18 protein-coding genes, 2 tRNA genes and 1 rRNA gene are annotated in these 19,023 nt (G+C 56.9%); 12 read left to right on the forward strand and 9 right to left on the reverse strand.

What is annotated here, in order from left to right; genetic code table 11:
• The first annotated feature begins 261 nt into the window (after positions 1–261).
• From AB4O41_RS19780 to AB4O41_RS19795, 4 genes are all read left to right on the forward strand, one after another.
• Complete coding sequence (locus AB4O41_RS19780; RefSeq protein WP_460144377.1) at positions 262–855, forward strand: aminodeoxychorismate/anthranilate synthase component II; 594 nt, start codon at positions 262–264, stop codon at positions 853–855.
• Positions 856–864: 9 nt separating this feature from the next.
• Complete coding sequence (trpD, locus tag AB4O41_RS19785; protein WP_007906883.1) at positions 865–1,914, forward strand: anthranilate phosphoribosyltransferase; 1,050 nt, start codon at positions 865–867, stop codon at positions 1,912–1,914.
• A complete protein-coding gene (trpC, locus tag AB4O41_RS19790) occupies positions 1,911–2,747 on the forward strand; it encodes an indole-3-glycerol phosphate synthase TrpC (protein WP_460144378.1) in 837 nt (278 codons plus the stop codon). Before trpD ends, trpC begins: the two co-directional genes overlap by 4 nt.
• 145 nt (positions 2,748–2,892) lie before the next feature.
• Positions 2,893–3,594 (forward strand): lipoate--protein ligase family protein, encoded by a 702-nt coding sequence (locus AB4O41_RS19795; RefSeq protein ID WP_460144379.1) that lies wholly within the window; start codon positions 2,893–2,895, stop codon positions 3,592–3,594.
• Between the two features lie 23 nt (positions 3,595–3,617).
• Here AB4O41_RS19795 and crp read toward each other — a convergent pair whose 3' ends face one another.
• Positions 3,618–4,262 (reverse strand): cAMP-activated global transcriptional regulator CRP, encoded by a 645-nt coding sequence (crp, locus tag AB4O41_RS19800; RefSeq protein WP_007941656.1) that lies wholly within the window; start codon positions 4,260–4,262, stop codon positions 3,618–3,620.
• Positions 4,263–4,511: 249 nt separating this feature from the next.
• Between crp and AB4O41_RS19805 the strand changes: the two genes are divergently transcribed.
• Both AB4O41_RS19805 and speD read left to right on the forward strand, forming a co-directional pair.
• Positions 4,512–4,934: an OsmC family protein gene (locus AB4O41_RS19805; RefSeq protein ID WP_007941657.1), complete on the forward strand. Its 423-nt coding sequence runs from the start codon at positions 4,512–4,514 to the stop codon at positions 4,932–4,934.
• A gap of 238 nt (positions 4,935–5,172) precedes the next feature.
• Positions 5,173–5,967, forward strand: coding sequence for an adenosylmethionine decarboxylase (gene speD, locus AB4O41_RS19810; protein WP_123355745.1), 795 nt, complete (start codon positions 5,173–5,175; stop codon positions 5,965–5,967).
• Between the two features lie 137 nt (positions 5,968–6,104).
• Here speD and coq7 read toward each other — a convergent pair whose 3' ends face one another.
• The 6 genes from coq7 to hemJ form a co-directional block, all read right to left on the reverse strand.
• Complete coding sequence (gene coq7 / locus AB4O41_RS19815) at positions 6,105–6,752, reverse strand: 2-polyprenyl-3-methyl-6-methoxy-1,4-benzoquinone monooxygenase (protein ID WP_460144380.1); 648 nt, start codon at positions 6,750–6,752, stop codon at positions 6,105–6,107.
• 223 nt (positions 6,753–6,975) lie between these two features.
• Positions 6,976–7,314, reverse strand: a complete 339-nt coding sequence (locus AB4O41_RS19820) for a histidine triad nucleotide-binding protein (protein ID WP_007906873.1) — start codon at positions 7,312–7,314, stop codon at positions 6,976–6,978.
• Between the two features lie 81 nt (positions 7,315–7,395).
• Positions 7,396–8,184, reverse strand: a complete 789-nt coding sequence (locus tag AB4O41_RS19825; RefSeq protein WP_460144381.1) for an SDR family NAD(P)-dependent oxidoreductase — start codon at positions 8,182–8,184, stop codon at positions 7,396–7,398.
• A 62-nt stretch (positions 8,185–8,246) separates the two neighbouring features.
• Positions 8,247–9,224 carry a DUF805 domain-containing protein gene (locus AB4O41_RS19830; RefSeq protein ID WP_460148383.1) on the reverse strand — a complete coding sequence of 326 codons (978 nt, stop codon included), beginning with the start codon at positions 9,222–9,224 and terminating at the stop codon, positions 8,247–8,249.
• A 93-nt stretch (positions 9,225–9,317) separates the two neighbouring features.
• Complete coding sequence (locus AB4O41_RS19835; protein ID WP_460144382.1) at positions 9,318–10,286, reverse strand: NAD(P)H-dependent flavin oxidoreductase; 969 nt, start codon at positions 10,284–10,286, stop codon at positions 9,318–9,320.
• Positions 10,287–10,319: 33 nt separating this feature from the next.
• A complete protein-coding gene (gene hemJ / locus AB4O41_RS19840) occupies positions 10,320–10,751 on the reverse strand; it encodes a protoporphyrinogen oxidase HemJ (protein WP_460144383.1) in 432 nt (143 codons plus the stop codon).
• Positions 10,752–10,886: 135 nt separating this feature from the next.
• Between hemJ and argC the strand changes: the two genes are divergently transcribed.
• Both argC and erpA read left to right on the forward strand, forming a co-directional pair.
• On the forward strand, positions 10,887–11,921 hold the full coding sequence (gene argC, locus AB4O41_RS19845) for an N-acetyl-gamma-glutamyl-phosphate reductase (protein ID WP_007941665.1): 1,035 nt from the start codon (positions 10,887–10,889) through the stop codon (positions 11,919–11,921).
• Between the two features lie 168 nt (positions 11,922–12,089).
• Entirely contained in the window at positions 12,090–12,440 is a 351-nt protein-coding gene (erpA, locus tag AB4O41_RS19850; protein ID WP_007906865.1) for an iron-sulfur cluster insertion protein ErpA, read from the forward strand.
• A gap of 73 nt (positions 12,441–12,513) precedes the next feature.
• On the opposite strand, the gene AB4O41_RS19855 is transcribed toward erpA, so the two are convergent.
• Together AB4O41_RS19855 and AB4O41_RS19860 are read right to left on the reverse strand one after the other, a co-directional pair.
• The gene (locus tag AB4O41_RS19855) at positions 12,514–13,605 is read right to left on the reverse strand and encodes an anhydro-N-acetylmuramic acid kinase (RefSeq protein WP_460144384.1); all 1,092 of its coding nucleotides are present in this window, start codon (positions 13,603–13,605) and stop codon (positions 12,514–12,516) included.
• Positions 13,606–13,608: 3 nt separating this feature from the next.
• Positions 13,609–15,039 (reverse strand): peptidoglycan DD-metalloendopeptidase family protein, encoded by a 1,431-nt coding sequence (locus AB4O41_RS19860; protein ID WP_460144385.1) that lies wholly within the window; start codon positions 15,037–15,039, stop codon positions 13,609–13,611.
• Positions 15,040–15,249: 210 nt separating this feature from the next.
• Between AB4O41_RS19860 and tyrS the strand changes: the two genes are divergently transcribed.
• From tyrS to AB4O41_RS19880, 4 genes are all read left to right on the forward strand, one after another.
• Complete coding sequence (tyrS, locus tag AB4O41_RS19865; protein WP_460148384.1) at positions 15,250–16,449, forward strand: tyrosine--tRNA ligase; 1,200 nt, start codon at positions 15,250–15,252, stop codon at positions 16,447–16,449.
• 563 nt (positions 16,450–17,012) lie between these two features.
• Positions 17,013–18,551: ribosomal RNA gene (locus AB4O41_RS19870) — 16S ribosomal RNA — on the forward strand.
• 164 nt (positions 18,552–18,715) lie between these two features.
• A tRNA-Ile gene (locus AB4O41_RS19875) sits at positions 18,716–18,792 on the forward strand.
• A 30-nt stretch (positions 18,793–18,822) separates the two neighbouring features.
• Positions 18,823–18,898: transfer RNA gene (locus AB4O41_RS19880), tRNA-Ala, on the forward strand.
• Positions 18,899–19,023 lie beyond the last annotated feature (125 nt).

The raw sequence follows: 19,023 nt of genomic DNA on the forward strand, positions 1-19,023 counted from the left end.
CGAGACGTATGAATGAGACCTTCCCCGTGTTGATCGTCAGCAAACTCCTGGATCAAGTCATCAAGGCACACGCCCGTTGGCGTTGGCGCGCCTGAATCTTTTCTGCCGGCCTGGCCGGACCTGTACCGCTTTGCCTTCTTTACCTGTATGAAATGCCGCTTTGCTGGCGCAACTCCAGCACCTGACAAAGCGCAGCGCACTGCGGGTAAATCATTCGAAGGCCGTATTAAAAGTCAGTGAATTCAAGAGGTTCTTAACGCCATGTTGCTGATGATCGATAACTACGACTCTTTTACTTACAACGTTGTGCAGTACCTCGGCGAGCTAGGCTCCGAGGTCAAAGTCGTGCGCAACGATGAACTCACCATTGCCGAAATCGAAGCCCTCAAACCTGAGCGCATTGTCGTGTCCCCGGGTCCATGCACCCCGACCGAAGCCGGTATTTCCATTGAGGCAATCAAGCACTTCGCCGGCAAGTTGCCGATTCTCGGCGTTTGCCTGGGTCACCAGTCCATCGGCCAGGCCTTTGGTGGCGATGTGGTCCGGGCCCGTCAAGTCATGCACGGTAAGACTAGCCCGGTATTCCACGAGGACAAGGGCGTCTTCGAAGGTCTGAATCATCCGCTGACGGTTACCCGCTACCACTCGCTGATCGTCAAGCGCGAAACTCTGCCCGACTGCCTGGAACTGACCGCCTGGACCCAGCTCGAAGACGGCTCGGTCGACGAGATCATGGGCCTGCGCCACAAGACGCTGAACATCGAAGGTGTGCAGTTCCACCCTGAGTCTATCCTCACCGAACAGGGTCACGAATTGTTCGCCAACTTCCTTAAACAAACCGGCGGCACGCGCTAAGGACTTTCCATGGATATCAAGACAGCCCTGAGCCGTATTGTCGGCCACCTCGACCTCAGTACCGATGAGATGCGCGATGTCATGCGAGAAATCATGACCGGGCAATGCACGGATGCGCAGATCGGCGCGTTCATGATGGCCATGCGCATGAAGAGCGAAAGCATCGACGAGATTGTCGGCGCCGTGACGGCGATGCGCGAGTTGGCGGACAAGGTTGAACTCAATACCCTCGACGGCGTGGTCGATGTGGTCGGCACCGGCGGCGACGGTGCGAACATTTTCAACGTCTCCACCGCGTCATCGTTTGTCGTCGCCGCGGCCGGTTGCACCGTGGCCAAGCATGGTAACCGAGCGGTGTCGGGCAAAAGCGGCAGCGCCGATTTGCTGGAAGCGGCCGGTATCTACCTGAACCTGACGCCGGTCCAGGTGGCGCGCTGCATCGACAACGTCGGCATCGGTTTCATGTTTGCCCAGACTCACCATAGCGCCATGAAGCACGCCGCCGGCCCACGCCGCGAGTTGGGCCTGCGCACGCTGTTCAACATGCTCGGCCCGCTTACGAATCCGGCCGGTGTGAAACATCAGGTGGTGGGTGTGTTCAGTCAGGCGTTGTGCCGGCCATTGGCCGAAGTTTTGCAACGTCTGGGCAGTAAACACGTGCTGGTGGTGCACTCGAAGGATGGCCTGGACGAGTTCAGTCTGGCGGCACCGACCTTTGTGGCGGAATTGAAGAATGACCAGATCACCGAGTATTGGGTCGAGCCCGAAGACTTGGGAATGAAGAGCCAGAGCCTGCACGGTCTGGCGGTGGAAAGCCCGGCGGCCTCCCTTGAGCTGATTCGCGATGCCTTGGGCAAGCGCAAGACCGAGAACGGTCAGAAAGCCGCCGAGATGATCGTGCTTAATGCCGGTGCCGCGCTGTACGCCGCCGACCATGCCAGCAGTTTGAAAGAAGGCGTTGCCCTGGCGCACGATGCGCTGCACACAGGCCTCGCTCGGGAAAAACTTGAGGAATTGGGTGCATTTACCGCGGTATTCAAAGTGGAGAATGAGGGATGAGTGTACCGACGGTTCTGGAAAATATTCTGGCCCGCAAAGTTCAGGAAGTCGCCGAGCGTAGCGCTCGTGTGAGTCTCGCGGAGCTGGAAAATCTGGCCAAGGCGGCCGATGCACCCCGTGGTTTTGCCAAGGCATTGATCGATCAGGCCAAGACGAAGCAGCCGGCGGTCATTGCTGAAATCAAGAAGGCTTCGCCAAGCAAAGGCGTGATTCGCGAGAACTTCGTGCCTGCGGACATTGCCAGAAGTTACGAAAAGGGCGGGGCAACTTGCCTGTCGGTGCTCACCGACATCGATTACTTCCAGGGTTGCGATGCGTATCTGCAACAGGCCCGGGCTGCGTGCAAGCTGCCGGTGATCCGCAAGGATTTCATGATCGATCCGTACCAGATCATCGAAGCCCGTGCACTGGGCGCTGACTGCGTGCTGTTGATTGTCTCCGCATTGGACGACGTGAAGATGGCCGAGCTGGCGGCCGTGGCCAAAAACGTCGGTCTTGATGTGCTGGTGGAAGTCCACGATGGCGACGAGCTGGAACGGGCCTTGAAAACCCTCGACACACCGCTGGTGGGCGTGAACAACCGCAACTTGCACACCTTCGACGTCAATCTGGAAACCACCCTCGACCTGTTGCCGCGCATTCCGCGTGATCGTCTGGTGATTACTGAAAGTGGCATTCTCAATCGGGCTGATGTCGAGCTGATGGAAATCAGCGATGTGTATGCGTTCCTGGTCGGCGAAGCGTTCATGCGCGCCGAAAGCCCGGGTACCGAATTGCAGCGCTTGTTCTTTCCCGAGCGTGGCATTCCAGTGAGCGGTTCTACGCTCGACTGATTACACGCAGACCGAGTCGACCCCATCGCGAGCAGGCTCGCTCCCACAAGAGATCTACTAACATCAGAGATCCAATGTGGGAGCGAGCCTGCTCGCGATGGCGGCATAAGTAGCGCCACAGACTTCATGCCCAACGGAATACCTTATGACCTCACCAACCCCTCTGACCATCGAAGCCGGCCTGCTCGCCGAACAGGATCTGTTGGCCCATGTGTGCACCGGTGAATCGGAGTTCGGTCTGCTGTTCTGGCAACCCACTGACCGCGCATTGGTCATGCCCCGTCGCTTGAATCGCCTGCCACAGTTCGAGGCCGCGTGCGAAGTCTCCGCTGCCGCCGGCTGGCCGGTACTACTGCGTGAAACCGGCGGTGAGCCAGTGCCGCAATCGGCCTCGACGATCAACATCGCACTGGTCTATGCCCCGCCGCGCAGCGAAGGCGATCTGAACCGCATCGAAACCGGCTACCGGCGTCTGTGCGATCCGATCTGTCAGTTACTGGATGAGTTGGGCGGCACTTCGTCGTTGGGCGAAATCGAGGGCGCGTTCTGCGACGGCCGTTTCAACGTCAACCTTGATGGTCGCAAGATGGTCGGCACCGCTCAGCGTTGGCGCCAGAGTAAAGGTGGGCAGCGTCCGGTCGGGCTGGTGCACGGGGCGATGTTGATCGATGACGAGCGAGAGTCGATGGTCGCGGCGGTCAATCGCTTCAATGAAGCCTGTGGCCTGGAACAGCGGGTTCGCGCTGAAAGCCACATCGCCCTGCATGAAAAGTTTGCCGCTCCTGATGTGCTGGAACGGCTGGATGCGCTATACCGACAGTTGCTGGCAGAAATGCTTGGGACTTAAATCAGGAGCTTGAATTTTCGAGCTTAGCGCGTACCGAAGACCACCATGGTCTTGCCTTTGACGTCGACCAGGTTGCGCTCTTCCAGATCCTTGAGCACGCGGCCGACCATCTCACGGGAGCAACCGACAATCCGGCCGATTTCCTGACGGGTCACCTTGATCTGCATGCCGTCCGGGTGGGTCATGGCGTCTGGTTGCTTACACAGCTCCAGCAGGCAGCGCGCAACGCGACCGGTCACGTCGAAGAACGCCAGGTCGCCGACCTTGCGTGTGGTATTGCGCAGGCGCTGTGCGATTTGTCCGCTGAGCACGTAAAGAATGTCTGGATCTTGTTGGGACAGCTCGCGGAATTTCGCGTAGCTGATTTCCGCGACTTCGCATTCGACCTTGGCACGTACCCAGGCGCTGCGCTCCTGTTCCAGGCCGGCCTGCTCAAACAGACCCAGCTCGCCGAAAAAGTCGCCGGAATTGAGGTAGGCAATGATCATTTCACGGCCGTCGTCATCCTCAATCAGAATGGTTACCGAGCCTTTGATGATGAAAAACAGTGTGTCCGAGCGGTCACCTGCACAAATGATGTTGCTCTTGGCGGCATAGCGACGGCGCTGGCAGTGCATCAACAGTTTGTCGAGGTTTTTGATTTTGGGTGTGGGGGTAATAGCAACCATGGTTGTATCCCGAAAAGACTGCACGGTGTGTTTGTTTTTTGTAGGAGCTGGCGAAGCCTGCAATCCTTTTTTGTGCGCTGAAAAGCTGGCCATGCGCCACTGAGTTGGCGCCAGCTTAACAGACGCATTCCTTCAAGATTTGAGAATTTGCCTACGACGCAGATGGTTATGTCCTAGGAAGGCGAAGCGCTACCAATCAAGGGCCCTGTGCTAAGCTGGCGACCCTTTTTATACAGTGGAGTCTTGGCGATGAAGGCACGCATCCAATGGGCTGGCGAAGCCATGTTCCTCGGTGAATCTGGCAGCGGTCATGTCGTGGTCATGGACGGACCGCCCGATGCCGGCGGTCGTAACCTGGGTGTCCGGCCAATGGAAATGCTCCTGCTGGGGGTTGGCGGTTGCAGCAATTTCGATGTGGTCAGCATCCTCAAGAAGTCCCGTCAGGCCGTGGAAAGCTGCGAAGCCTTCCTTGAAGCCGAGCGTGCGACCGAAGATCCGAAAGTTTTCACCAAGATCCATATGCATTTCGTGGTCAAGGGCCGCGGGCTGAAAGAAGCTCAGGTCAAGCGCGCCATCGAGCTGTCGGCCGAGAAGTATTGCTCGGCCTCGATCATGCTCGGCGCGGCCGGCGTGGCGATTACCCACGACTACGAAATCATCGAACTCGGTTGAATCGACATTCAACTATCATAAAAGCAGTGCAGACTCTGGCGATCCATAGCTGACGTCTGCATAATGCGCCACTTTTTTCAGGGCAGTGATCGGTCAGCCGACAGGTCGCTTGCCTGAACAGACAACCAAAATCGCCATCGCGAAGAGGTGTTAACCGTCCTACGCAGGTGCGTCGTTCGCATCTGACGGGCATGCTTGATCACGCGGCCAGCCCGCAATACATAGAGAGTTTTTAACGGTGAAAAGCAAACTCAAGCTCCACGGGTTCAATAACCTGACAAAGACCTTGAGCTTCAACATCTATGACATCTGCTACGCGGAAACCCCGCAAGACCAACAGGCTTACGTCGAGTACATCAATAAAGAGTACAACGCCAAACGCCTGACGCAGATCCTCACAGAAGTTGTCGATATCATTGGTGCCAACATCCTGAACATCGCCAGTCAGGACTATGAACCCCAAGGTGCCAGCGTCACGATTCTGATCTCTGAAGAGCCGGTGACCCCGACCGACAGTCAGATCGAAGAGTCTCCGGGCCCATTGCCCGAAATCATCCTGGCCCACCTCGACAAGAGCCATATCACGGTGCACACCTATCCGGAAATCCATCCGGTGGACGGTATCGCGACGTTCCGTGTGGATATCGACGTGTCGACCTGTGGCGTCATTTCACCGCTCAAAGCGCTTAATTTCCTGATTCACCAGTTCGATTCGGACATCGTGACTGTGGATTACCGCGTGCGCGGCTTCACCCGTGACGTTGAAGGCAAGAAGCACTTCATCGACCACGAGATCAACTCGATCCAGAACTACCTCTCCGACGACACCCGCGACGCGTACCAGATGACCGACGTGAACGTGTACCAGGAAAACCTGTTCCACACCAAAATGCTGTTGAAGAACTTCGAACTGGATAACTACCTCTTCGGCGACGCCACCAGCAACCTGTCCTCTGAGCAACGTGCCCAGGTGACTGAGCGTGTGAAACACGAAATGCTCGAAATCTTCTACGCGCGCAACATGCCGAGCTAAGATTTTTCGGACACAAAAAAGGCGACTACCTTGCGGTAGTCGCCTTTTTTATTTGTTGGAGTACAGAACCCTTGTAGGAGCGAGCGGTGCGGCGACCCGACTTGCCCGCGAAGAGGCCCTGTCAAACAACACAACCCTCAGATCCGATAAGTACTCTTCGTCATCACCTTGGCCAACAAACTCATCCCGAACTTCACCGGTGCCGGAAAACGAAACCCGCCCGCATCCAGCGCGCTTTCGGCGTGGTGTTCTTCATCAATGCGCATTTGCTCCAGGATTGCCCTGGATTTCTCGTCCTCGGGGGGCAGTTGTTCAAGGTGTTCGTTCAGGTGTTTGCAGACCTGATGCTCGGTGGCAGCAACGAAACCCAAGCTGACTTTGTCGCTGATCAACCCGGCGACCGCGCCAATCCCGAACGACATGCCGTAGAACAGCGGATTGAGGATGCTGGTATGGCTACCCAACTGATGAATGCGTTGTTCGCACCAGACCAGGTGGTCGATTTCTTCTTCGGCGGCGTTCTCCATGGCGGCGCGCACTTTCGGCAGCTTGGCGGTCAGGGCCTGACCTTGATACAGCGCCTGGGCGCAGACTTCGCCGGTATGGTTGATGCGCATTAAACCGGCGACGTGCCGGGTGTCCTCATCGCTCATTTGCGCATCTGGCTGCACGATGGCAGGCGACGGACGGTAGGGCTGACCACTGAAGGGCAGCAAAGTACGCATCGCGGCATCGGCTTGCAGCAGAAGACGGTCAATCGGCGAGTAGTGACGTTGGGTAGTCATGCTGACCTCCGGAAAGAATCTCGGCGGCCAGTTTAACCCAATCGGCCGCGGGAGGGTTTGCGCTGGGTCATCTGTGGCGAGGGAGCTTGCTCCCGCTCGGCCGCGAAGCGGTCGTAAATTCAACCCATCGGTTCTGTCTGGAAAAACTCGATGCGTGGATTCGGGGCTGCTTCGCAACCCAGCGGGAGCAAGCTCCCTCGCCACATAAACCTACTGCTTGCAATCAGCCCGGCGGCCAGTGCATCTGGCGTTGACCCAGCACGTGCATATGAATGTGATAGACGGTCTGCCCGCCCAACTCATTGCAGTTCATGACCACCCGGAAACCTTCTTCACAGCCCAATTCCAGAGCCAGACGCTGGGCCGTGAACAGAATATGCCCGGCCAAAGCCTTGTCGTCCTCGGTGAGGTCATTAAGGGTGCGCACCGGCTTCTTCGGGACTACCAGGAAATGCACGGGGGCCTGTGGCGCGATGTCGTGGAAGGCCAGTACCTGGTCGTCCTCATAAATGATCTTCGCCGGGATTTCCCGGTTGATGATCTTGGTGAACAGAGTATCCACAGCTGTTTTCTCCGTTGTTTGGGCTGGCCTGAGTGTAACCATGGGTTATGTCAGAGCCCAGTCTTTTGCCTTGAGGATTGATCAGCGCGGGCAATAGGCTTTGTTGACCATGCCCGCGATTGTCCGGGTCAGCCAGCGGGAGCCGAGCCGCGGCAGGAATGCGAACCAGCGATTCAGGCGACCGGGGACAATAATGGCGCTATTTCGCTCCAGGGCGCGCACGGTATAAAGCGCGACTTCCTCGGGGCTCATCAGCCTTTTGCTCTCGTCCAGTTTGTCGGTGTCCAGTTGCGCGTTACGAAAGAACGCCGTGCGGGTCGGGCCGGGGCAGAGTACCGACACCTTGACCGCACATTTCTTCAGTTCGACGCGCAAGCCTTCGGAAAAGTGCAGTACGTAAGCCTTGCTGGCGAAATAAGTGCTCATCCATGGACCGGGATGAAACGCTGCGACCGAGGCGACGTTCAGAATTTGTCCGCCGCCCTGCAAGGCCATGCTGTTGCCGATGGCATGACACAAGCGCGTGAGGGCCAGGATGTTCACTTCGATCAAGTCCTGCTCGGTCATCCAGTCCTGAGCCAGGAATGGACCGCAGGTACCGATGCCGGCACAGTTGACCAACAAATCGATTTGTCGATCACCTTCCTCAAGCTCCAGCAGAAATCCGGACAGCCTCAGCGGCTCGCCCAGGTCACAGGCACGAAACAACACTTCCACGCCAAAACGTTGAGTCAGTTCAATCGCAATGCTTTCCAGCTGATCACGCTGTCGGGCCACCAGAATCAGGCTGCGACCGCGCCGGGCCAGCGCTTCGGCCATCGCCAGGCCGATGCCGCTGGAAGCGCCAGTGATCAGAGCGTAACGGGTCATGCAGTTCTCCATCGCAACGGCTCCGCGCCGGCGACGCAGGTGTCACGGGCGGGTAGCGCTGTTCATTCTTTCGCAGAGTCTACAGTGGGCTCGGCAGCTTCGGCTGCATCATCGGATGAATTTGGCGCTTGTTCGGCCTCTTCGGCCGGCTCGACTTCAACTTCGTCGGTGATCACCGAGCTGCTTTGATAGGTGCTTTCGGTTGCGCTTTCGTACTCATCCTGGATCGCGGTGAGGCCTCCAGTCAGCCCGCCGACGAACATGATTGCGATAAATACCAGCCATAGCGAAGCCAGCACCCTGACCGCGTTGCTGTTGGGCGGCGGTGGTGCGCCATACCGGTTGGCAGTGTTGTTGCCCGGTACGATCATTATCACGAACGGAAAAATGCTGCCCACGACCGGCACAAGGTTCAGCAGCCAGAGCCAGCCGGACCAGCCGATATCATGCAGGCGCTGCACGCTGAATTGGATGCTGATGAATGCGAGTACCACGACCAGGATAAAGGCCAGCAGAGCGGCGAGAATCAAGCCAGCAGTGGAATCCGTGCTGATGAGCGCAAAGCCGAAAATAGCGAACACGGAGCCAACGCCAAGCGTCACCAACGTAAGCGCCATCGTCCAGGCCAGAAAGCGCAAGCGACCGATGCGGCCAACGAAGCTGAATGCCTTGAGTGCAGAAAACTCCGGCAATGCTTCGCCGACAGAGGCTCGGGGCGGTGCATAGGGAGAATCGGGATCTGCCGTGACAGGTTGGCTGTTGTCAGGGGCGTGTTCGTGAACGTCGGACAGGTTCAGCTCGATCGAGGGTTCTGTTTCGATTCGGGCATCGATGCCGGTTCTCGTCAGCGCCTGAAGGTAAGTCTGCGCGTCGGCGTGTGACAGGTCGCGTTTGAGCGCAACCTTGCGGCCACTGAACAGGCGTTCGATGGCTGCGACATCGCTTTTGAACAGCTCGGCAAGATTGAGCTTCGCGGTGGTGGCGTCAACACCTGGCTGCAGAGCGCCATCGAAGACGATCTTGAAACGGTTTTCGCTCATGGCCGAGGCATCCTTGTCGCGAGAGTTTGTAGTAGGCGGTGCTGCAAGTATGGAGTGTAGGGCCAGCCGGATTTGGCTGGCCAAGTTTTTCTGTCAGCGCGGCCAGCGCTTGGGCAACGCCGCCGCCAGTTCCAGCGCCTTGCGATATTCGGCGTCGAGACGTGCGACCAGTTGATCGACACTTGGCAGGTCCTCGATTTCTCCGACGCCCTGACCTGCGGACCACACGGTTTTCCAGGCTTTAGCTTCATCGCTCAACGGCTTGAGCTTGGAGCCGAAGTTCACCTCTCCCTTGTCTTGCAGGGCTGCCATGTCGAAACCGGCGGCCTCCAGGCTCCGACGCATGAAGCTTGCCGGTACGCCCGACACCGCTGGAGTATGGATGATATCTGCGGCTCTGGAAGTCAGGAGCATCTCCTTATACGCGTCAGGTGCATGACTTTCCGTGGTACCGATAAATCGCGTACCGAAGTAGGCCAGATCCGCGCCGAGCAATTGCGCGGCAAGAATTTCATGGCCATGGTTCAGGCAGCCGGCCAGCAGCAGGGTCTTGTCGAAAAATTGGCGAATCTCGGCGATCAGCGAAAACGGGCTCCAGGTCCCGGCGTGACCACCGGCTCCCGCAGCCACGGCGATCAAACCGTCCACGCCGGCCTCGGCGGCTTTTTCTGCGTGGCGACGCGTCGTCACGTCGTGAAACACCAGGCCGCCATAGCTGTGCACGGCATCGACCAGTTCCTTCACGGCGCCGAGGCTGGTGATCACGATCGGTACTTTGTGCTCGATGCAGATCGCCAGGTCCGCCTGCAATCGCGGGTTGCTGTTGTGGACGATCAGATTCACCGCGTAAGGCGCGGGATTTTCCAGTGTCGCCAGTCCTGCTTCGATCTCTTCCAGCCAGGCCTTGAAACCGCTGCTCTCACGCTGGTTCAGCGCGGGGAAACTGCCAACCACGCCATTACGGCAGCAAGCGAGCACCAGCTCAGGGTTGGAAATCAGGAACATCGGCGCCGCCACCACGGGCAAGCGCAAACGTTGTTCGAGCAAAGCGGGCAACGACATTGGAAGTACCCCGGGTGAATTATGCTTGTCGGATTAAAACGGCCGAACGACGACCAGAATTACGATAGCCAGCAATATCAGAACCGGCACTTCATTGAACCAGCGATAAAAGACATGGCTGCGGGTGTTTTCGCCACGGGCAAAACGTTTTACCTGAGCACCACACATGTGGTGGTAACCGATCAGGATTACCACAAGGGTCAATTTGGCATGCATCCATGCACCTTGGGTGAAGTAGGCGCTTGGGTTGAGACTGATCAGCCAGATACCGAACACCAGAGTGGCGATCATCGCCGGGGCCATGATGCCCCGGTACAGTTTGCGCTCCATGATACTGAAGCGTTCCTTGCTGACGGTGTCTTCGCTTTGGGCGTGATAGACGAACAGGCGCGGCAGGTAAAACAGGCCGGCAAACCAGCAGACCATGCTGACGATATGAAGCGCTTTGAGCCACAGATAAAGCATTTTTAGGTGTTCCCAAGTTCACGGTAGCCCGAATAGTAGAGGCTTGAGCCGCCACACGTCACCTTGACGGTTGTCGCAGGGCCGCGCGGCCCCTATTATCGACGGCTTTCCAGTGGGTTCGTTGAGGGCAGGTTTATGGTCAAGGTCGGTATCGTCGGCGGCACGGGTTACACCGGTGTCGAACTGCTGCGTCTGTTGGCGCAGCATCCGCAAGCTGAAGTGGTGGTGATCACTTCCCGATCCGAGGCCGGCCTGGCCGTGGCCGATATGTACCCGAACCTGCGAGGCCATTACGACGGTCTGGCGTTCAGCGTTCCGGACATCAAGACCCTCGGGGCCTGCGACGTGGTGTTCTTCGCCACGCCGCACGGTGTTGCCCATGCTCTGGCGGGAGAGTTGCTGGCGGCCGGGACCAAGGTCATCGACCTGTCGGCAGACTTCCGTCTGCAAGACGCCGATGAGTGGGCCAAATGGTACGGTCAGCCGCACGGCGCGCCAGAACTGCTGGAGGAGGCGGTTTACGGCTTACCGGAAGTCAATCGCGAGCAAATCAAGCAAGCGCGCCTGATTGCTGTGCCGGGTTGCTACCCGACTGCCACGCAACTGGGTTTCCTGCCATTGCTTGAAGCCGGTCTGGCAGATACCACTCGCTTGATTGCAGACTGCAAGTCCGGCGTCAGCGGTGCTGGTCGTGGCGCTTCTGTAGGTTCGCTGTACTCCGAGACGTCGGAAAGCATGAAGGCTTACGCCGTCAAAGGGCACCGTCATTTGCCGGAAATCCGCCAGGGTCTGCGTCGTGCAGCGGGCAAGGACGTGGGGCTGACCTTCGTTCCGCACCTGACGCCAATGATTCGCGGCATTCACTCGACACTCTATGCGACTGTCGTGGATCGCTCGGTGGATCTGCAAGCGTTGTTCGAAAAGCGCTATGCCAACGAACCGTTCGTCGATGTAATGCCTGCCGGCAGCCATCCGGAAACCCGTAGCGTGCGCGGCGCCAACGTTTGCCGTATTGCCGTGCATCGTCCGCAGGATGGTGATCTGGTGGTGGTATTGTCGGTGATCGACAATCTGGTCAAAGGCGCGTCGGGTCAGGCGGTGCAGAACCTGAATATCCTGTTCGGTCTGGATGAGCGTCTGGGTCTGTCCCATGCGGGCATGCTGCCGTAAGGCTTTATCCCGATCAGCAAAAAGGCCCGTCGAACGGGCCTTTTTGCATTGTGGTCTGACAATTGGGTTGATTGATATACCGTAACAATAGTTGACCGATTTTCTGGGAGAAGCGGATAATGCGCGTCATCACGCATTATGGCGGCGTAACGCCGGGAGATAGTCAGCATGAGCGTCGAATCCTTCACCCCCACGGCTTTGCAATTCACCCACGGTGCCGCGCACAAGGTGAAGAGCCTGGTCGATGAAGAGGGGAATGATCGCTTGAAGCTGCGCGTATTCGTTACGGGCGGCGGTTGTTCAGGGTTTCAGTACGGCTTCACCTTCGATGAAGAAGTGGCCGATGACGACACCATCGTCGAGCGCGAAGGCGTCAGCCTGGTGGTCGATCCAATGAGCTTCCAGTACCTGGCAGGTGCCGAAGTGGATTACCAGGAAGGTCTGGAAGGTTCGCGTTTCGTGATCAAGAACCCGAACGCTACCACCACGTGTGGCTGCGGCTCTTCGTTCTCGATCTGATCGCACCTCACCGCATTACCGGGCGCCGCAGGGTCTCAGGACTCCGCGGCGTTTTGCTGTCTGGGGTTCAGGTTCAGGCGGGATAAATGGCGCCGAGAATGCGCAGGCCGCGGGCACCGGTGACACTCGGGCGGTTGGCCGCGATACCTTCCAGGCAGCAATGGGCCAGCCAGGCGAAGGCCATGGCTTCGACCCAGTCCGGGTCTACACCATACACAGCGGTGCTGCTGACTTTCGCATTCGGCAATAGACTGGCCAGGCGCTTCATCAGCGTGGCGTTGTGCGCGCCGCCACCACAGACCAGCAGCTCCTCAGTATCCGATTGGGCGCTTTGCAATGACTCGACAATGGTCTGCGCAGTCAGCTCAAGCAGTGTGGCCTGTACGTCTTCGGCTGCGAAGGTTGGTAGCTGCGACAGATGCTGCATCAGCCATGGCAGATTGAACACTTCGCGGCCGGTGCTCTTCGGGCCCTGAGTCACAAAGAATGGATCACTGAGCAGCTCGTTCAACAGCACCGGTTCAACCTTGCCGCTGGCAGCCCAATGGCCGTCACGATCAAAGTTGTCACCACGTTGCTGATGAATCCACGCATCCAGCAGGACATTCCCTGGGCCGCAGTCAAATCCTGCAACAGGCTTACCGGGTTCGATCAGGCTGAGGTTGCTGAATCCGCCGACGTTCAATACCGCGCGGTTACCGCGCCGTTCTTCAAACAGGGCTTCGTGAAAGGCTGGAACCAGTGGCGCGCCTTGTCCGCCTGCGGCTACATCGCGGCTGCGAAAATCGCTGACCACGGTGATGCCGGTCAGCTCGGTGAGCAAGGCCGGGTTGCCGATTTGCACCGTGAACCCGCGCGCCGGCTCGTGGCGAATGGTCTGGCCGTGGCTGCCAATCGCGCGAATGTCGGCGGGTTTCAGATTTTGTTGGTCAAGGAGGGTATGAATGCCCTGTGCGGCCAGTTTCACCCAGTTCTGCTGGGCAATGGCGGAGCGGGCAATCTCGTCCGGGCCGCTGGCGCACAAGCCAAGCAGCTCGGCGCGCAGGGAATCAGGCATAGGGATGTAATGGGTGGCGATCAGCTTGATTGCCGGGGCTTGCTCGATCAACGCAATGTCCAGGCCATCAAGGCTGGTCCCGGACATAACACCTATATAGAGCACCATGGCTTAGCGTTTACTCGAAGCCAGCTGGGTGGTTTTCTCTTGATCCATGCGCGCCATCAGCGGTTGGCTTTGCGCGAGGAAGCGCGAGCGTTCAGCTTTGGAGATCGGATCGGCCATCGCTACTTTCTGCCCCAGTGGATCGACGTGCACACCATTGACCTGGAACTCGTAGTGCAAGTGCGGACCGGTGGAGAGACCGGTGGTGCCGATGTAGCCGATCACCTGACCTTGCTTGACGCTGCCGCCGGTCTTGATGCCTTTGGCGAAGCCCTGCATGTGGCCGTACAGCGTGCGGTAGGTGCTGCCGTGCTGGATGATCACGGTGTTGCCATAACCGCCGCGGCGACCGGCCAACAATACTTGGCCGTCGCCGGCAGCCTTGATTGGTGTGCCACGCGGTGCTGCGTAATCGACACCCTTGTGGGCGCGGATCTTGTTCAGGATCGGGTGCTTGCGGCCCATGGAGAATTTCGAGCTGATGCGGGCGAAGTCTACCGGAGTACGGATAAACGCCTTGCGCATGCTGTTGCCGTCAGCTGTGTAGTAGCTGCTGTTGCCTTGTTTGTTGGTGTAGCGCACCGCGGTGTAAGTCTTGCCGCGGTTGGTGAAGCGTGCGGAGAGGATCGGGCCATTGCCGACCGCTTTGCCGTTGACGACCTTCTGTTCATAGATCACATCGAACTCGTCACCCTGGCGAATATCCTGGGCAAAGTCGACGTCATAGCCAAACACGCTGGCCATATCCATGGTCAGGCTATGGGACAAACCGGCTCGGGCGGCAGATTGCGACAGCGAGCTGTTGATCACGCCATGAACGTAGGCGGAGCGAACAGTGGGCTTGGCAGTAATGCGGTTGAACGTATAACCCTTGTCGTTCTTGGTCAGGCTGATGCTTTCCATGTCGCTGACTTTGCTGTGCAAATTGGTCAGCTGGCCATCCGGGCCCAGTTCGAACTCAAGCTTCTGGCCGTGTTTGAGTTGGCTGAACTGCTTGGCCTGCTTGTCGCTGGCCAGTACTTCATGCACCGAAGTGGCCGGAAGGCCGACTTTCTCGAACAAAGTCGAGAGAGTGTCGCCTTTGCTAACAATCACTTCCTTATGGCCTGGCGCTTTCTTCTCTTCGACGACTGGCGCGGGAGCAGGGGCGGAGGCGGCCTGGGCAGTTTCCTGAATGTCCTCGGCGCTGTTTTCGATCTGCGCGAAGGGGGAGGCCGCCGGTTCATTTGTGGCTTGAATGGCGTCGGCAGCGTCTTGATCTTGTGTCAGTTGTTCAGCAGGGCTTTCCAGTTCAAGACTCAGGGTCGTCTTTTTGGCTTCAACATCACTGGAAGGGAATACCAGAAGCGCCAGGCTGAGAAGGGCGGCGATCCCACTTGCTGCGAGCAGGTGGGTCTTCGGGTAAAGCGGTGGCGCTTTAGACGGTTCTGTGGTCATAGGTAATTTTGACTTTGAAAAGATGAATTGGAAAAGATGAATGACATGATGAAGACGAAATAACTGTATAAAATATAACCAAATCATCTCTGAAGCAAGTCTGCGAACGCTCTGTCCGTGGATTGGCGTCCGTGCGCCGGGCAAAACTTGTATTTGGTGCGCGATCTTGTATGGTTGTTCCCCTTTGAATCTGAGCCTTGCGGGTCTGTTATGAAGTCGGTTGAAGAGCAGCTAGCGCTGATCAAACGTGGTGCAGAAGAACTGTTGGTCGAGTCCGAGCTGATCGAGAAACTCAAGCGTGGCCAGCCGCTGCGTATTAAGGCAGGCTTCGATCCGACCGCGCCGGATTTGCACCTGGGTCACACTGTGCTTATTAATAAGCTGCGCCAGTTCCAGGAACTGGGTCACCAGGTGATCTTCCTTATAGGTGACTTCACCGGGATGATCGGTGATCCAAGCGGCAAGAGCGCGACACGTCCTCCTCTCACTCGTGAGCAGGTTCTCGAGAATGCCGAGACCTACAAGACTCAGGTCTTCAAGATTCTTGATCCGGCCAAGACTGAGGTGGCGTTCAACTCCACCTGGATGGATCAGATGGGGCCGGCCGACTTCATTCGCCTGACTTCGCAATACACCGTGGCTCGCATGCTCGAGCGCGACGATTTCGACAAGCGCTACACGACAAATCAGCCCATCGCCATTCACGAGTTCCTCTATCCGCTGGTTCAGGGTTATGACTCGGTCGCGTTGCGCGCGGATGTCGAGCTGGGTGGTACCGATCAGAAGTTCAACCTGCTGATGGGGCGCGAGCTGCAGCGTGGTTATGGTCAGGAGGCTCAATGCATTCTGACCATGCCGTTGCTCGAAGGTCTGGATGGCGTGAAAAAGATGTCCAAGTCGCTGGGCAACTACGTCGGTATCCAGGAAGCGCCAGGTGTCATGTATGGCAAGCTGGTCTCTATTCCGGATGTGCTGATGTGGCGTTACTTCGAATTGCTCAGTTTCCGCTCCATGGAAGAGATCAATGCTTTCCGGGCTGACGTCGAGGCAGGCGCGAATCCGCGTGACATCAAGATCAAGCTGGCCGAAGAGATCGTTGCGCGCTTCCATGGTGAAGAGGCTGCGGCCAATGCTCACCGTGCGGCGGGCAATCGTATGAAGGACGGTGAGCTGCCGGATGATTTGCCAGTGATCGAGTTGACCGCTGCCGAGGATATGCCAATTGCTGCGGTCCTTAATAAAGCGGGTCTGGTGAAGAACTCGGCTGTGGCGCGCGACCTTCTCGGTTCTGGTGGTGTGCGTATAGATGGTGAGGTTGTCGATCGCACCTTTATATACGTACTGGGCGCGACCCATGTTTGCCAGGCGGGGAAGAAGGCATTTGCGCGTATTACGCTCAAATCCGAATAAAGCTGAAATCAGGGGTTGACGGCAGATTCTGGAAGTCTATAATTCGCCCCACTTCCGGCGCAGTCGAAACGGAAAACTCCTTGGTAAACAAAGAGTTATGCAGTTTTCGACAGCGGTTACGCTTCAGTTCATCGAAGCCAGAAGGAGTTGGTAAGGCCGTGTGTTTTCGCCTTATTGACGGTTCGACCTTCTCGGTCGAAAGCGGAGAAAAAGAGGTGTTGACAGCAGCGATTAACGCTGTAGAATTCGCCTCCCGCTAACGAGAGATCGGAAGCGCAAGTGGTTGAAGTTGTTAAGGATTTCCAAGCGAAACTTTGAAAACTTCTGAAAATAACCGCTTGACAGTAACAGAGGCTGCTGTAGAATGCGCGCCTCGGTTGAGACGAAAGATCTTAACCAACCGCTCTTTAACAACTGAATCAAGCAATTCGTGTGGGTGCTTGTGGAGTCAGACTGATAGTCAACAAGATTATCAGCATCACAAGTTACTCCGCGAGAAATCAAAGATGTAACCAACGATTGCTGAGCCAAGTTTAGGGTTTCTTAAAAACCCAAAGATGTTTGAACTGAAGAGTTTGATCATGGCTCAGATTGAACGCTGGCGGCAGGCCTAACACATGCAAGTCGAGCGGCAGCACGGGTACTTGTACCTGGTGGCGAGCGGCGGACGGGTGAGTAATGCCTAGGAATCTGCCTGGTAGTGGGGGATAACGCTCGGAAACGGACGCTAATACCGCATACGTCCTACGGGAGAAAGCAGGGGACCTTCGGGCCTTGCGCTATCAGATGAGCCTAGGTCGGATTAGCTAGTTGGTGAGGTAATGGCTCACCAAGGCGACGATCCGTAACTGGTCTGAGAGGATGATCAGTCACACTGGAACTGAGACACGGTCCAGACTCCTACGGGAGGCAGCAGTGGGGAATATTGGACAATGGGCGAAAGCCTGATCCAGCCATGCCGCGTGTGTGAAGAAGGTCTTCGGATTGTAAAGCACTTTAAGTTGGGAGGAAGGGCAGTTACCTAATACGTAATTGTTTTGACGTTACCGACAGAATAAGCACCGGCTAACTCTGTGCCAGCAGCCGCGGTAATACAGAGGGTGCAAGCGTTAATCGGAATTACTGGGCGTAAAGCGCGCGTAGGTGGTTCGTTAAGTTGGATGTGAAATCCCCGGGCTCAACCTGGGAACTGCATTCAAAACTGACGAGCTAGAGTATGGTAGAGGGTGGTGGAATTTCCTGTGTAGCGGTGAAATGCGTAGATATAGGAAGGAACACCAGTGGCGAAGGCGACCACCTGGACTGATACTGACACTGAGGTGCGAAAGCGTGGGGAGCAAACAGGATTAGATACCCTGGTAGTCCACGCCGTAAACGATGTCAACTAGCCGTTGGGAGCCTTGAGCTCTTAGTGGCGCAGCTAACGCATTAAGTTGACCGCCTGGGGAGTACGGCCGCAAGGTTAAAACTCAAATGAATTGACGGGGGCCCGCACAAGCGGTGGAGCATGTGGTTTAATTCGAAGCAACGCGAAGAACCTTACCAGGCCTTGACATCCAATGAACTTTCCAGAGATGGATTGGTGCCTTCGGGAACATTGAGACAGGTGCTGCATGGCTGTCGTCAGCTCGTGTCGTGAGATGTTGGGTTAAGTCCCGTAACGAGCGCAACCCTTGTCCTTAGTTACCAGCACGTAATGGTGGGCACTCTAAGGAGACTGCCGGTGACAAACCGGAGGAAGGTGGGGATGACGTCAAGTCATCATGGCCCTTACGGCCTGGGCTACACACGTGCTACAATGGTCGGTACAGAGGGTTGCCAAGCCGCGAGGTGGAGCTAATCCCAGAAAACCGATCGTAGTCCGGATCGCAGTCTGCAACTCGACTGCGTGAAGTCGGAATCGCTAGTAATCGCGAATCAGAATGTCGCGGTGAATACGTTCCCGGGCCTTGTACACACCGCCCGTCACACCATGGGAGTGGGTTGCACCAGAAGTAGCTAGTCTAACCTTCGGGAGGACGGTTACCACGGTGTGATTCATGACTGGGGTGAAGTCGTAACAAGGTAGCCGTAGGGGAACCTGCGGCTGGATCACCTCCTTAATCGACGACATCAGCTGCTCCATAAGTTCCCACACGAATTGCTTGATTCATTGAAGAAGACGATAAAGAAGCAGCCTGTGTCAGGTTGTAGCTGAGTTGGTTAGAGCGCACCCCATGCTTCGTGGTTAAGAGCAGGGTGAGGTCGGCCTTAGTAGCTCGAAATTGGGTCTGTAGCTCAGTTGGTTAGAGCGCACCCCTGATAAGGGTGAGGTCGGCAGTTCGAATCTGCCCAGACCCACCAATTTTGTGTGGGAAACGCCTGTAGAAATACGGGGCCATAGCTCAGCTGGGAGAGCGCCTGCCTTGCACGCAGGAGGTCAACGGTTCGATCCCGTTTGGCTCCACCACTACTGCTTCTGTTTGTTGAAAGCTTAGAAATGAGCATTCCACCGAGCCGGTGATGAATGTTGATTTCTAGTCTTTGATTAGATCGTTCTTTAAAAATTTGGGTATGTGATAGAAAGATAGACTG

It is taken from the genome of Pseudomonas sp. S2_A02, from assembly GCF_054668495.1.